General features: G+C 65.9%; 11 protein-coding genes. 6 read left to right on the top strand and 5 right to left on the bottom strand.

The features are described from left to right. Positions 1–78 precede the first annotated feature (78 nt). A complete protein-coding gene (locus D6B98_RS32310; protein WP_126261061.1) occupies positions 79–576 on the bottom strand; it encodes a MarR family winged helix-turn-helix transcriptional regulator in 498 nt (165 codons plus the stop codon). Positions 577–702: 126 nt separating this feature from the next. Between D6B98_RS32310 and gstA the strand changes: the two genes are divergently transcribed. Together gstA and D6B98_RS32300 are read left to right on the top strand one after the other, a co-directional pair. After that, positions 703–1,317 carry a glutathione transferase GstA gene (gene gstA, locus D6B98_RS32305; RefSeq protein WP_126261060.1) on the top strand — a complete coding sequence of 205 codons (615 nt, stop codon included), beginning with the start codon at positions 703–705 and terminating at the stop codon, positions 1,315–1,317. A gap of 243 nt (positions 1,318–1,560) precedes the next feature. Then, entirely contained in the window at positions 1,561–1,869 is a 309-nt protein-coding gene (locus tag D6B98_RS32300) for a hypothetical protein (RefSeq protein ID WP_235885175.1), read from the top strand. Between the two features lie 310 nt (positions 1,870–2,179). On the opposite strand, the gene D6B98_RS32295 is transcribed toward D6B98_RS32300, so the two are convergent. From D6B98_RS32295 to D6B98_RS32280, 4 genes are all read right to left on the bottom strand, one after another. Next, positions 2,180–4,393 carry an FAD-dependent oxidoreductase gene (locus tag D6B98_RS32295; protein ID WP_126261059.1) on the bottom strand — a complete coding sequence of 738 codons (2,214 nt, stop codon included), beginning with the start codon at positions 4,391–4,393 and terminating at the stop codon, positions 2,180–2,182. A 141-nt stretch (positions 4,394–4,534) separates the two neighbouring features. Continuing rightward, positions 4,535–5,743 (bottom strand): acetyl-CoA C-acetyltransferase, encoded by a 1,209-nt coding sequence (locus D6B98_RS32290; RefSeq protein ID WP_126261058.1) that lies wholly within the window; start codon positions 5,741–5,743, stop codon positions 4,535–4,537. A 55-nt stretch (positions 5,744–5,798) separates the two neighbouring features. Then, a complete protein-coding gene (locus D6B98_RS32285) occupies positions 5,799–7,589 on the bottom strand; it encodes an acyl-CoA dehydrogenase C-terminal domain-containing protein (protein ID WP_126261057.1) in 1,791 nt (596 codons plus the stop codon). 101 nt (positions 7,590–7,690) lie between these two features. After that, positions 7,691–8,074: a nuclear transport factor 2 family protein gene (locus D6B98_RS32280; RefSeq protein ID WP_126261056.1), complete on the bottom strand. Its 384-nt coding sequence runs from the start codon at positions 8,072–8,074 to the stop codon at positions 7,691–7,693. Between the two features lie 205 nt (positions 8,075–8,279). Between D6B98_RS32280 and D6B98_RS32275 the strand changes: the two genes are divergently transcribed. The 4 genes from D6B98_RS32275 to D6B98_RS32260 all read left to right on the top strand — a co-directional run bounded on the left by D6B98_RS32275 (position 8,280) and on the right by D6B98_RS32260 (position 14,579). Continuing rightward, a complete protein-coding gene (locus D6B98_RS32275) occupies positions 8,280–8,870 on the top strand; it encodes a PadR family transcriptional regulator (RefSeq protein ID WP_028134028.1) in 591 nt (196 codons plus the stop codon). A gap of 342 nt (positions 8,871–9,212) precedes the next feature. Further along, a complete protein-coding gene (locus tag D6B98_RS32270; protein ID WP_164719017.1) occupies positions 9,213–12,620 on the top strand; it encodes a tetratricopeptide repeat protein in 3,408 nt (1,135 codons plus the stop codon). A 274-nt stretch (positions 12,621–12,894) separates the two neighbouring features. Continuing rightward, positions 12,895–13,812 carry a sulfite exporter TauE/SafE family protein gene (locus tag D6B98_RS32265; RefSeq protein ID WP_126261054.1) on the top strand — a complete coding sequence of 306 codons (918 nt, stop codon included), beginning with the start codon at positions 12,895–12,897 and terminating at the stop codon, positions 13,810–13,812. Then, positions 13,809–14,579, top strand: a complete 771-nt coding sequence (locus D6B98_RS32260; RefSeq protein WP_126261053.1) for a TIGR02186 family protein — start codon at positions 13,809–13,811, stop codon at positions 14,577–14,579. Before D6B98_RS32265 ends, D6B98_RS32260 begins: the two co-directional genes overlap by 4 nt. Positions 14,580–14,654 lie beyond the last annotated feature (75 nt).

Raw genomic sequence — 14,654 nt, 5'->3', positions numbered from 1 at the left:
CTTCGGTCGAATGCGCGCGGGTGACGGGGATGGTCCGCGAACCCACCGGGCGCACGGACGAACGGGTGTGCCGCGCGGTCATCGCGACGGCGTGCTTTCGTTGACGCTGGCGGCGGGCGGCAGTTTCATCTCGCCGCAGGAGCAGCCCAGGCGGTCGAGCAGATCGCTGAGCTTGACGGCATCGGCATCGGACAGTTTCGAACCGACATATTTCTCGATCGCGGCCGAATAGGCGCTCCACATCCGCTTCTGCAGCTCGCGGCCGGCTTCCGTGATCTCGACGAATTGGCCGCGCTTGTCGATCTTGCATTCGCGCCGGGAGGCGAGGCCCTCGTCGACCAGGCGGTCGATCAGGCGCGAGGTGGAATATTGCGGAATCAGCATCTGCCGTTCGAGCTCCACCGGCCGCAGCTCGCCCGACGGCGCCCGCGACAATTCGAGCAGCGCGTCATACCAGGCCAGCGGTGGGAAACCGGCTCGCTTCAAGTCCTGCTCGACGCAATCGAGCACGCGGCTCTGCACCCGCATCAGGCGGATCCAGGCGGCAGTCGCCTCGGTCGATGGTTTGCGTTTCATGGTCCCGCTCAAGCTCGTCGCCCGTCTCTTACCCCATTTGATGCAGCTGCATCAATCTTGACTATTCCAAGCAGTTGCATGTAATCGCTCTTTCGGCCGAACCAAGCTTCAAGAGAAGGAAATTCCATGAAACTGTACTATTCGCCCGGTGCCTGCTCGCTGTCCCCCCACATCGCGCTCCTGGAAGCCGGCCTGCCCTATGAGCTGGTCAAGGTCGATATTCGGGCCAAGAAGCTCGAAAATGGTGAGGATTATCTGAAGCTGAACCCCAAGGGTCAGGTGCCTGCGCTGGGCCTCGACAGCGGCGAGATCGTGACCGAAGGCCCCGTGATTGTCCAGATGATCGCCGATCAGGCTTCGGCCAAGGCGCTGGCGCCGGCCCGCGACAGTTCCGAGCGCTACAAGCTGCTTGAATGGCTCAACTTCCTCACCTCCGAGGTGCACAAGAGCTTTGGTCCGCTATTCGCGCCGGCCCTGAACGACGAGGCCAAGGCTTTCTTCAAAGACCGCGTCATGGGCAAGCTGAAATATATCGACAGCCAGCTCGTCGGCCGCGACTACCTCATGGGCAAGCAGTTCACGGTGGCCGACGGCTATCTCTTCACGATGCTGACCTGGGCAGACCGGATGAAGTTCGACCTCTCGGCGATGCCGAATCTTGCCGCCTACAAGGCCCGCGTCGCGGCGCGGCCGCAGGTGCAGGAAGCACTGAAGAAGGAAGGGCTGGTCCAGGCGAAGTAAGGCGAGACTCAACAGACGAGATGATGGAAGAGCCGGATCGATGATCCGGCTCTTTCTGCTTGAACCGGTTGCGGAAGCCCGGACGTGCGAGATGTCCTGGACATCAATTTTACGAGCATTGTCGGAGTTAACAATAATTCCGCGTGATATGCTCGCCGGAGGTCAGCATCGTTGTGACAGCGATCCAGCTGGCCCAAGTTCAGCCATGGACCGCGATAAGGACCTGCGAACCGGGAAGTTCTGGTGACAACCATATTCCTGCTCTTGCTCGCGAGCATGATCGCCGGATTATCGACGGGACTCTTCTTCCGTGTCTGGACTCTGTTGTTGATTTCGCCGGCGACCGCGATCCTTGCCGCAATAGTGCTTCAGACCTCGGGCTTCGGATTTTTGACGGGCATTCCAATCGTCGCCGCCTGCCTGATTGCCGGCCAGGTCGCCTATCTGGCGGCCACGCTCTACGTCCACAGAGGCGATCTCTCAATGCAGGACGACATCGACGGCGACCCAGGCAAGCGCGGCCATCGCCACATCGACGATGAGAACGAGTAGGGCCAGGCCGGCCCATGAGGGGATTTTTCTGCGCAGCCTGAAGAGCCTGCGGCGGGGCCACGGCCGCCCCATCAGAGACAGGGGAGCGTATCTTACAACAACGCCGGCTGCGTTGAGTTGAGACACCGTCGGGATCATTGCGGGACACTTTCAATACGAATGGCCATCCGTTGGATCCGTTAGCAAGAGCGGTGCCAGCGCGATCTCCCCATTCGGCGATGGAAAACAAAAAAGGCCGGATCAATGATCCGGCCTTTCATCTGTGCGTAGCCCGTATGGCGTGCAGCGCAATCCGGGGCTGCGGGCCCCGTCAGGCCGCCGCCTTCTTCGGCGCGAATCGGCCGTAGAAGGTTTCGCCCTTCGCCGCCATCTCCTCGAGCAGCTTCGGCGGGGTGAAGCGCGAGCCGTACTTCGCCTCAAGCTTGTGGCAGAGCTCGACGAACTTCTTCGTGCCCATGAAATCGATGTAGGACAGCGTGCCGCCGGTGAACGGCGCGAAGCCGAAGCCGAGGATCGAGCCGACATCCGCCTCGCGCGGATCGGTGATGACGTGGTCCTCCACCGTGCGCGCCGCTTCCACCGCCTGCACCACCAGGAAGCGCTGCTTCAGCTCCTCGACGTCGAGCGTGTCGGGGTCGAGCTGCTTCGGCTGCAAGGCCGAGAGGCCAGGCCACAGGCTCTTCTGGCCCTTGCCCTTCTCGGGATAGTCGTAGAAGCCCTTGCTGTTCTTGCGCCCCAGGCGGCCCTGCTTCTCGACCATCTCCACCATCAGCTTCTTCTGATCGGGGTTGATGGCGTTGGGACCGAGATCGGCCTCCGTCGCCTTCATGATCTTGAGACCGAGGTCGAGCGCGACTTCATCCGAGAGCGAGAGCGGGCCGACCGGCATGCCGGCCATCTTGGCGCAGTTCTCGATCATCGCCGGCGGCACGCCTTCGAGGAACATCTCGTTGCCTTCGGCGACGTAACGGCCGACGCAGCGGTTGGCGAAGAAGCCGCGCGAATCGTTGACGACGATCGGCGTCTTGCCGATCTGCCGGACGTAGTCGAGCGCGGTCGCCAGCGCGACGTCGCCGGTGTTCTTGCCGAGGATGATCTCGACCAGCATCATCTTCTCGACCGGCGAGAAGAAGTGGATGCCGACGAACTTGCCCTGGTCCTTGAAGCTCTCGGCCAGCGAGGTGATCGGCAGCGTCGAGGTGTTCGACGCGAAGACCACGTCCGGCTTCAGATATTCCTGCGCCTTGGCGAAGGTCTCGGCCTTGACCTTGCGATCCTCGAACACGGCCTCGATGACGAGGTCGACGTCCTTCAGCGCAGCATAGTCGGCCGTCGGCGTGATGCGCGCGAGCAGCGCTTCGGCATCCGCAGGTTTGGCGCGGCCCTTCTTGATCTGCTCCTCGATCACCTTCTGCGCGTGCGCCTTGCCCTTGTCGGCGCTCTCCTGGTCGCGATCAATCAGGACGACGTCGAGGCCGGCACGGGCCGAGACGTAGCCGACGCTGGCGCCCATGAAGCCGGCGCCGATCACGGCGATCTTCTTCACCTTGGTCGGGGCTACGTTCTTCGGACGGCGGGCGCCCTTGTTGAGCTCCTGCATCGACAGGAACAGGCTGCGGATCATCGCGGCCGCTTCCTTCGAGCGCAGCACCGAGGTGAAGTAGCGCGACTCGACGCGCAAGCCAGCGTCGATCGGCAGCTGCAGGCCCTCATAGACGCAGCTCATGATCGCGCGCGCGGCCGGATAATTGTCGTAGGTCTCGCGGCGATAGATCGCGTTGCCGGCGGGGAACATCATCATGCCGGCCTTGGAGAACACCGGACCGCCGGGCAGCTTGAAGCCCTTCTCGTCCCAGGGCGCGATCGCCTTGCCGCCGCCCTTGATCCAGTCCTTTGCGGCCTTGATGAGATCGGCGGCCGGAACGATGGCGTGGATCAGGTTCAGCGCCTTGGCCTTCTCGATCGTGACGGGATCGCCCTTGAGCAGGATGGTCATCGCATCCTGCGGCGGCACCAGGCGCGGCACGCGCTGCGTGCCGCCGGCGCCCGGGAACAGGCCAACCTTGACCTCGGGCAGACCGAGGCGGGTCTTGGGATTCTCCGCGGCGACGCGGTAATGGCAGCACAGCGTGATCTCGAAGCCGCCGCCGAGCGCGAGGCCGTTGATCGCGGCCGCCCACGGCTTGCCCGAGGTCTCGATCGAACGCAAAACCTGCGAGAAGCGGCGGCTCTGGTCGAACAGCATCTGGTTCGCCGCGGTCTCGCCCTGCTCCTTGAAGACCTTGGCGTAGGCCTGGTTCATGCCTTCGAGCATCGACAGATCCGCGCCGGCGCAGAACGCTTCTTTTGCCGAAGTGATGACGACGCCCTTCACCGCGGCGTCAGTCGTGGTCGCCTTGACGATCGCATCGAGCTCGTTGGTCGAGGTCTCGTCGAGCACGTTCATGGAACGGCCCGGAATGTCCCAGGTGACGAGCGCGATGCCGTCTGCGTCGGTCTCGACCTTGAAATTCTTGTACGACATGTTGGTTGCTCCTCGGTGCCGCAGCCATGCCAGGCGCGGCGGTTGATGGGGGTCTCGTAGGGTGGGTTAGCGAAGCGTAACCCACCAACTTTGTTGACGTGGCACGGTGGGTTACGCCTTCGGCTAACCCACCCTACGGACCTACACCCGCTCGATGATGGTCGCGGTGCCCATGCCGCCGCCGATGCACAGCGTGACGAGGGCGGTGGACTTGTTGGTGCGCTCGAGCTCGTCGAGCACGGTGCCGAGGATCATTGCGCCGGTGGCCCCCAACGGATGGCCGAGCGCGATGGCGCCGCCATTGACGTTGATCTTGGCGCTGTCGATGTCGAAGGCCTGGATGTAGCGCAGCACGACGGAGGCAAAGGCCTCGTTCAGCTCGAACAGGTCGATGTCCGACTTCTTCATGCCGGATCGCGCGAACAGCTTCTCGGTGACGTCGACCGGGCCGGTCAGCATCATCGCCGGCTCCGAGCCGATATTGGCGAAGGCGCGGATCTTCGCGCGCGGCTTCATGCCGTACTTGCTGCCGGCCTCCTTGCTGCCGAGCAGCACGGCGCCGGCGCCATCGACGATGCCGGAGGAATTGCCGGCATGGTGCACGTAATTGACGCGCTCGATCTCGGGGTGCGACTGAATTGCGACGCCGTCGAAGCCGCCCATCTGCGCCATCATCGTGAACGAGGGCTGCAGCTGCGCCAGCGACTGCATCGTCGTCGAGGGACGCATATGCTCGTCCTTGGCGAGGATGGTGAGGCCGTTGATGTCCTTCACCGGCACCACGGACTTGTTGAAGCGGCCCTCGTCCCAGGCCTTGGCCGCGCGCTGCTGGCTCTGCACGGCGTAAGCGTCGACATCGTCGCGCGAGAAGCCGTATTTGGTGGCGATCAGATCGGCCGAGACGCCCTGCGGCATGAAATAGGCCGGCACCGCCATCGAGGGATCCATCGGCCAGGCGCCGCCGGACGCGCCGATGCCGACGCGGCTCATGGATTCGGCGCCGCCGCCGATCACCAGCTCGTGCTGGCCGCTCATCACCTGCGCGGCGGCGAAGTTCACCGCATCGAGGCCTGAGGCGCAGAAGCGGCTGATCTGCACGCCCGGGACGGCCTCGCCGAGACCGGCCTTCAGCGCGGCGAAGCGCGCGATGTCGGAGCCTGCTTCTCCGACCGGATCGACCACGCCGAGGATGACATCGTCGACGGAATCTTCCGGCAGATTGTTGCGGTCCTTCAGCGCCTTCAGCGGCACAGTCGCGAGCGCGAGCGCCGTGACTTCGTGCAGCGCGCCGTCCGCCTTGCCACGGCCGCGGGGGGTGCGAACGTGGTCGTAGATGAATGCCTCAGGCATGACGCCCTCCTGATGTGATGTTCGATGCGATTGGGAGCGGGCAGCGGAAGCAGGCTCAGAACGCTTCCGCCGGCAATTCCATGATGGTGGCGCAGCCGGCCTGGATGCGCGCGAGATTGGCCGCCGTCTCCGGCAGCATCCGCTCCATGAAGAAACGGCCGGTGACCAGCTTGGTCGAGAGATAGGGCGTTGCCCCGCTCTCGGCAATCTTGGCATTCGTCACCTTGGCCATCTTCGCCCACATGTAGCCGAGCGCGACGAAGCCGAAGAGATGCAGGTAATCGGTTGCTGCGGCGCCGGCATTGTCCGGCTTCGCCATCGCGTTCTGCATCAGCCAGGTGGTGGCCTGCTGGAGATGGCCGAGCGAGGCCGAGAGCGGGGTGATGAACGGCTTCAGCGCCTCGTCGCCGCCGTTCTCCTTGGCGAAGGCCATGACCTCGCCGAAGAAGGCCATGATGGCGCGGCCGCCGTCGCGCGGCAGCTTGCGGCCGACGAGGTCGAGCGCCTGAATGCCGTTGGCGCCTTCATAGATCATCGCGATGCGCGCATCGCGCACGAACTGCTCCATGCCCTGTTCGGCGATGTAGCCGTGGCCGCCATACATCTGCTGCGCCTGCACCGCGTTGGCGAAGCCGTAATCGGTCAGGAAGCCCTTCAGCACCGGGGTCATCAGGCCCATATGGTCGTCGGCGGCCTGGCGGTCCTTGGGGTCTTCGGAGCGGTGGGCGACGTCGCTCTTCAGCGCGGTCCACATCACGAAGGCGCGCGCGGCCTCGTTGAAGGCGCGGATCGACAGCAGCGTGCGGCGCACGTCGGGGTGCACGATGATCGGGTCGGCCTGCTTGTCCGGCGCCTTGGCGCCGGTGAGCGAGCGGCCCTGGATGCGCTCGCGGGCATAGGCGACCGCGTTCTGATAGGCAACTTCCGACTGCGCGAGGCCCTGCACGGCGACGCCGAGCCTCGCCTCGTTCATCATCACGAACATGCCCTGCATGCCCTTGTTCTCTTCCCCGATCAGCCAGCCGGTGGCGTTGTCGTAGTTCATCACGCAGGTCGAATTGCCGTGGATGCCCATCTTGTGCTCGAGCGAGCCGCAGACGACGCCGTTGCGCGCGCCGGGCGAACCGTCGGCATTGACCAGGAATTTCGGCACCACGAACAGCGACACGCCCTTGATGCCGGCGGGTGCGCCCTCGATGCGGGCCAGCACGAGGTGGATGATGTTGGAGGCCAGGTCATGCTCGCCGGCCGAGATGAAGATCTTGGTGCCCGTGATCCTGAAGCTGCCGTCCGCCTGGCGCACCGCCTTGGTGCGGAGCATGCCGAGATCGGTGCCGCAATGCGGCTCGGTGAGGTTCATGGTGCCGGTCCATTCGCCCGCCACCATCTTCGGCACGTAGGTCTGCTTCTGCTCGGGCGAGCCGTGAACGATCAGCGCCGCGGTCGCACCCATGGTGAGGCCGCCATACATCGAGAACGCCATGTTGGCGGAGATCTGGAATTCGTTGACGGCTTGCGAGAGCGTCACCGGCAGGCCCTGGCCGCCGAACTCGGTCGGCGCCGACAGGCCGAGCCAGCCGCCCTCGGCGACCTGCTTGAACGCCTCCTTGAAGCCTTTCGGCGTGGTGACGCTGCCGTCGTCCGCGCGCTTGCAGCCTTCGAGATCGCCGACGCGGTTCAGCGGCTGCAGCACCTCTTCGGCGAGCTTGGCGGCTTCACCGAGGATGGCTTCGCGCACGTCGCTCGATGCGTCGGAGAAGCCGGCGAGATTGTCGTAGCGGTCGATCTGGAAGACGTCGTTGAGCAGGAAGTTCACGTCTTCGACGGGGGCTTTGTAGATCGGCATGGGGTTCTCCCGGCAATGGGCCTTCGAAAGTGGCGATTCAGTGTTTCCTGCGACGCAGCCTTCCCCGCGAGCGTAGCGGGTTCTGCAACCTCAGGGCAGGGTCATGATTGGGCGGCCAGCTGCTCCGCCATCAGGCGGTGCAGCATGTTGATCGCCTTGAGCGGCCGCACCATCACCTTGAAATGCGTGATGCGTCCCTCGCTGTCGAACGTGATGATGTCGACGCCGTTGATCTCGATGCCGTCGATCTCGGTCTTGAATTCGAGCACGGCGCCATCGGCGCTCTTCCATTCGCCGACATAGGTGAAGGTCGGGCCGCCGAGCACCTGCTCGGCGCTGGAGAGGTATTTGAAGGTAATGTCGCGGCCGCGCTGCGGCGTATGGACCACGGGGCTCTCGAACACGGCATCGGGATGCAGGAGATCCCAGAGCGCGGTGCGGTCGTGAGATCTCATGTAGGCATACCAGGAATCGAGGCCGGTCATTCTCAGCTGCCTCCCTAAAGGCCTGGACAAGAAAACGCGAAAACAACCCCATGCACAGTAGCGTGCCGATTGATTCCGCTGGATTTTTCGGGTCGGATCTTCGGCCCGTCTCCCGCGCACCGCATATGCACATTGACGCATATGCGCCAATGCGCATAAAGTCAAGCGAGTTGGTCGAGGTCGAAGAAGACGAAGGAGGCCGATCATGGCCCTGGGCGACGCAATCCTCGCATGCCTGACGGAGCGTCCGATGACGGGCTACGAGCTCGCCAAGACGTTCGATTCCTCGATCGGCTTCTTCTGGAAGGCCGACCATCAGCAGATCTACCGCGAGCTCTCCAAGCTGCGCGACCGCGGCCACATCCAGGGCCGCGAGGTCGTGCAATCGGGCAAGCCCAACAAGCTGGTTTATACGCTCACTCCGGAGGGGCGAACAGCGCTGCGGCACTGGGCCGCGCGGCCAAGCACGCCAGCCTCGACCAAGGACGACCTCCTGGTCCGCCTCCACGCCCTCGACAGCATCGACATCGAGCCGCTGCGCACCGACCTGATGGCCCGCCTGGAGCACCACCGCGACCGCCACGCCAACTACGAGCGCATCCTGAAGAAGCGCTTTCCCGACGGCACCGCCGAGGGCCGGCTCGATCTCGGCAACCTGCTCCTGCTCCGCCTTGGGGCCCGGCACGAGCAGATGGTGGCCGACTTCTGCGAAGAGGCGCTCGATGCGCTGTCGGCGATGAGCGGCAAGGCCACCGTGGTGCCGCTGGACGAGGGCAAGCGCGAGGGGAAGGGCTGAGCGGCATCGGCGGTGCCCTCGCCTCTCCCGCTTGCGGGAGAGGTCGCGCCGAAGGCGCGGGTGAGGGCTTTCTCCTCTTGGGGACTGTCCCATCGCGGAGACACCCTCTCCCCAGCCCTCCCCCGCAAGCGGGGGAGGGAGCGCAGTGGTTCCCTGGCTGGCGGCCCCCGCCCAACTTTAAGACACCCGCGCCGCGTTCCTTAACTCGTTATTTACCGTAACAGGAAAAAGTCGGTTTACGAGGCAGACGACCCGCGCCAAATTCGATTGTCTTTACAACCGGGGCGCGTGGGGAGGCTGGAGGCGCCGGGTGGGGCGCCGGAGTCGGAACCGGACAGAGTCATGAATTCGCGCGTATCGTGGAGTGTGGACGGCATCGATCCATCCGTCAGGGAGCGGGCCGAAGCTGCTGCGCGTCGCGCGGGCATGTCGCTGAACGATTGGCTGAACTCCACGCTCGGCGACACCACGCCACCCAACTTTCGCGGCCCTTACGACCAGCGTCCGCAAGCCCCACAAGCCCCCCACGTTCCGAGCCAGGAGAGCCGCGAAGTCGCCGACATCCACCAGCGGCTCGACGCGATCACCCAGCAGATCGAACGGATTTCAAAGCCGGCGCCGCGCCAGGACTCGTCGAGACCGGATGTCTCGCGCGAGCAGGGCGTCGCACGCCAGCTCAACGACGCGATCTCGCGGCTCGATGCGCGGTTGTCGCAAATCTCCCGCCCGCCGCAGCCTCAGGCGCCGCGGCCTGCACCTGCGCCCTCACCCGTCGAGACGCGCCAGCGCCAGGCCGATGCGGTCGAGCGTGCGGCAGCTCAAGTCTATCGCAACGCCCCGCCCTTGAGCCCGGCTTCGTTCGACGTCGCCGTCGCCGAGATCACCGCGCGCCAGAGCGAGCTCGACGGTTTTGCGCCGAGGCAGATGCCGCCGCGCGCCGCACCGTCGATTGCGCCTTCGGCTGCTCCTTACGTACCTCCGATGGCGCCGCCCGCGCCTGCCTATGCTCCGCCGCCACCGCCGCCGGGGCCGGATTTCTCCTCGCTCGAGCGCCATCTGCTCAAGATCACGAGCCAGATCGAATCGCTGCAGCGCCCCGACAATACCGAGCAGGCGATCAACGCCTTCCGCAGCGAGCTCGCCGAGATCCGCACCGCCATCACCGAGGCGATGCCGCGGCGCGCGATCGAATCGATCGAGAACGAGATCCGCTCGCTGCATCGGCGCATCGACGAGACGCGGTCCAGCGGCACCGACGGCCAGGTGCTGTCGGGCATCGAGCACGCGCTGTCCGACATCAAGCAGGTGCTGCGCACGCTGACGCCGGCCGAGCAGCTCACCGGCTATGACGAGGCGATCCGCAATCTCGGCGCCAAGCTCGATCTGATCCTGCGCGCCAATGACGATCCCTCGACGGTGCATCAGCTCGAGAGCGCGATCGCGGCGCTGCGCGGCATCGTCTCCAACGTCGCCTCCAACGAAGCGCTGGCCCGCCTGTCCGAAGACGTGCAGCTGCTGTCGTCCAAGGTCGACCAGGTCACCCGCGCCTCCGGCCAGGGCGACAGCTTTGCGGTGCTGGAGCAGCGCATCGCCGCGCTCACCGCGGCACTGGAAACGCGCGAGCGGCCGCAGCCGTCCGAAAGCACCGAGCATCTGGAAGCCGCGATCCGCGCGCTGTCGGACCGTTTCGACCGCATGCAGGTCGGCAACGATTCCGCCTCGACCTTCGCGCATCTCGAACAGCGCGTCTCGTACCTGCTGGAGCGGATCGAAGCCGCCTCCGACCCGCGCAACGGCAATCTGAGCCGCGTCGAGGACGGGCTGCACGACATCCTCCGGCACCTGGAGCGGCAGCAGGCGACTTATTCCGCGCTGGCCGAGAGCCGCAATTCGGCCCCCATTGATTCCGGCGTGGTCGATCTGGTCAAGCGCGAACTGTCCGACATCCGCTTCAGTCAGGTCGAGACCAACCGCAGCACCCAGGACTCGCTCGACGCCGTCCATAGCGCGCTCGGCCATGTCGTCGACCGCCTGTCCATGATCGAGGGCGATCTGCGCGCGGTGCGTACGGCGCCGCCGGCCGCCGCGCCGCAGCCGATGGCCATGCCGATGGCCGCTCCCATTGCTGCTTCCATGGAGCCCGCGCCTGTCGCGCGCGAGCCGCGGCCGCAAGCACAGCAGCCGAAATACGATCCGAAGCCCGAGCTGCCGAATCCCGCCGCGGCGCAGAGCGCGCAAGCCGCCTTCGTCGCCGCGCCGCGTGAATTCCATGCCGCTGCCCCCGCCGCGCCGCCGCCGGTGCCGCCGCGTGCGATCAGCGAGATCCTGGAGCCGCATACGGCGCCCGCCCGCGCCGCGCTCGCACCGGAATTGCCGCCGGATCATCCGCTCGAGCCGGGGACACGGCCGGGTGGACGCGCCGCCACGCCGTCGGAGCGCATCGCCGCCTCCGAGAGTGCGATCAGCGGCATTCCTGCGGCTGCGAAAGAGCCGGTCTCGTCGTCGAGCTTCATCGCGGCCGCCCGCCGCGCGGCCCAGGCCGCCGCCGCGCAGCCGGAAAAGCCGGCGCGCGGCGCCAAGGCCGGCGCCGATCGCGCCAAGGACAAGGGCAAGGACGGCGGTTCGACCATCACCTCGAAGATCCGCTCGCTGCTGGTCGGCGCGAGCGTGGTCGTGATCGTGCTCGGCACCTTCAAGATGGCGATGAACCTGCTTGACGGCAGCTCGCCGCCGGCGCCGCAGGCCATGGACAATACCTCCAGTCAGCCCGCGCCGCAGGCCCCGTCGCCTCCGCCGGCGATCGAGAACAAGCCAGCCACGCCCGAGCAGGTCACGCCCTCGATGACCTCGCCGACGCCGATCGGCCGGCAATCCCAGAACAATTCCGCGCCGGCGCCCGCCGGCAATTCGGCCTCGGTTGAAATTCCGCCGGTGCCCGCCGCAGCGGTGCCGCCGCCGGCCGCGAACAGCGACGTCACCGGCGCGCTGTCGGGCTCGAGCCGCGCCAAGCTCGGCCTGATCCAGGTGCCGCCGAGCGAGAAGCTGCCCGACGGCATCGGTGGCCCCGCCTTGCGCAGCGCCGCGATGAAGGGCGATCCGACCGCGGCCTACGAGATCGGCCTGCGCTTTGCCGAGGGCAAGGGCGTTGCGACCAATTACGACGAAGCCGCCAAATGGTACGACCGCGCGGCACAGGCCGGCGTCGTGCCCGCGACCTTCCGCCTCGGCACGCTCTATGAGAAGGGCTTGGGCGTGAAGAAGGACGCCGACATCGCCCGCCGCTATTACACCCAGGCCGCCGAGCGTGGCAACGCCAAGGCGATGCACAATCTCGCGGTGCTCGATGCCGACGGCGGCGGACGCGGCGCCAACTACAAGAGCGCGGCGCAGTGGTTCCGCAAGGCCGCCGATCGCGGCGTCGCCGACAGCCAGTTCAACCTCGGCATTCTCTATGCCCGCGGCATCGGCGTCGAACAGAACCTCGCCGAGTCCTACAAATGGTTCAGCCTGGCGGCCGCGCAGGGCGACGCGGACGCGTCCGGCAAGCGCGACGACGTCGCCAAGCGGCTCGACCCACAATCGCTCGCCGCCGCCAAGCTCGCGATCCAGACTTTCAGCGCCGAGCCGCAGCCGGATGATGCGGTCAATGTTCCGGCCCCGAACGGTGGCTGGGACAGCGCGCCGCAGGCAAGCGCCAAGCCCGCGCCGAAGCCGGTCGCGGCGAAGCGCTCGGCATCGGCGGCGCATTGAAATCTCTCCCCTCATGGTGAGGAGCGCGCCCTAGCGCGCGTCTCGAACCATGCAGGCCCGCCTCTCGATCCGGGCCTCGCCCTTCGAGACGCCTGCTGCGCAGGCTCCTCAGGGTGAGGAGCATAAGCGTCGCTGCCGCGCCACCCATTCACCACGCCCGAAATTCCCGGTCCCTCCGGCCCGTAAATTCCGCTATTGAGGGGCGCGGCAATCGTTCCGACCGTCCGGCGGGCATGTGCGCAATCGATCCATCTCGCCGGAGCGTGGTCCTTCGATGCAGCTTTATCTCCCGATCGCCGATCTTCCCGTCAACGTCATCCTGGTGCTGGCGATGGGCGCCGCGGTCGGCTTCGTCTCGGGCATGTTCGGGATCGGCGGCGGCTTCCTGATGACGCCGCTGCTGATCTTCATCGGCATCACGCCCGCGGTCGCGGTCGCTTCGGTCACCAGCCACATCGCAGCCTCCTCCTTTTCCGGCGCGCTGTCCTATTGGCGGCGGCGCGCGATCGATCCCGCGCTGGCGAGCGTCCTGCTTTGCGGCGGCGTGACCGGCACGGCGCTCGGCGTGTGGACCTTCACCCAGCTGCGCGCGCTCGGCCAGCTCGATCTGATGATCGCACTCTCTTACGTGGTGCTGCTCGGCACCGTCGGCAGCCTGATGTTCTCGGAAGGCCTGCGCGCCCTGATGCGGACCCGGCGCGGCGCGTTGCCGCCGCGGCGCACGCACAACTGGATCCACGGCCTGCCGCTGAAGATGCGGTTCAAGCGCTCGAAGATCTATCTCTCGGTGATCCCCGTGGTGGTCGTCGGCATCATGATCGGCTTCATCGGCGCCATCATGGGCATCGGCGGCGGCTTTATCCTGGTGCCGATCATGATCTATCTCCTGCGGGTGCCGACCTCGACGGTGATCGGAACCTCGATGGTGCTGACCCTCGTCACCATGCTGTTCGCGACCTTGCTGCATGCGGTGACCAATCACCTCGTCGACGCCGTGCTGGCGCTGATCCTGATGGTCGGCGGCGTCACCGGCGCGCAGTTCGGCGTCCGCGCCGCGCAGAAGATCCGCGGCGAGCAGCTGCGCCTGCTGCTCGGCTTGCTCATCCTCTCGGTCGGCATCCGCTTCGCGATCGAGCTGGTGATCCGGCCCGCAGATCTCTTCACCATCCGCGAGCTGGGAGTAAGCGGATGAGACGCGCAGCGCTCGCATTCCTGCTCGTCCTGCTGCTCGGCTCGGCTGCGCGCGCCGAGCGGCTGATCGTGTCGGTCTCCAACCACCGCGTCACGGTGACGCCGAACTATTCCGGCGAGGAGCTGGTGCTGTTCGGCTCGGTGGAGAAGGATGCCACCACGCCCGCTGATCGCACGACCTACGATCTCGTCGTCACCGTGATGGGCCCGCGCGCCGACATGGTGACGCGGCGGAAAGAACGCACCTTCGGGATCTGGATCAACACCGACTACCGGCAGTTCCTGCAGGTGCCGAGCTATCTGGCGCTGTTCGCCAACCGTCCGTTCGAAACTATCACCTCGCCCGAGATCGCGCGGCGGCAGCAGATCGGGCTGAACAACGTGCTGCTGATGCAGCGCGTCAGCGGCGATTTTGCCGACGTGGTGCCGAACGATGCATTCCGCTCGGCCTTCATCCGCCTGCGCACCCAGCGCGGGCTCTATCGCGAAGATGGAAGCGCCGTCACGTTCCTGACGCCCACACTGTTCCGCACCGGCATTCCACTGCCGGCGGAAGTGCCGATCGGCACCTATGAGGTGGAGATCAAGCTGTTTGCGAACGGCGCGTTCATCGCCAAGACCGAGACCGCGTTCGAGATCGTCAAGGTCGGCTTCGAGCAGTTCGTCGCCACCACCGCGCGGCAGAACGGGCTGCTCTACGGCCTCGTCACCGCCGCGATGGCGCTGATGTCGGGATGGATGGCGTCGATCGTGTTCCGCAAAGATTGAAGGAGCCCACTTGCCGTCATGGCCGGGCTTGTCCCGGCCATCCACGTCTTTGCCGCGACCCGTAAGAACGTGGAT

Origin of the sequence: Bradyrhizobium sp. LVM 105, from assembly GCF_003957705.1 — a bacterium.
Taxonomy (GTDB): Bacteria; Pseudomonadota; Alphaproteobacteria; order Rhizobiales; family Xanthobacteraceae; genus Bradyrhizobium; species Bradyrhizobium frederickii.
This window is presented reverse-complemented; position numbering and strand designations above follow the sequence as displayed.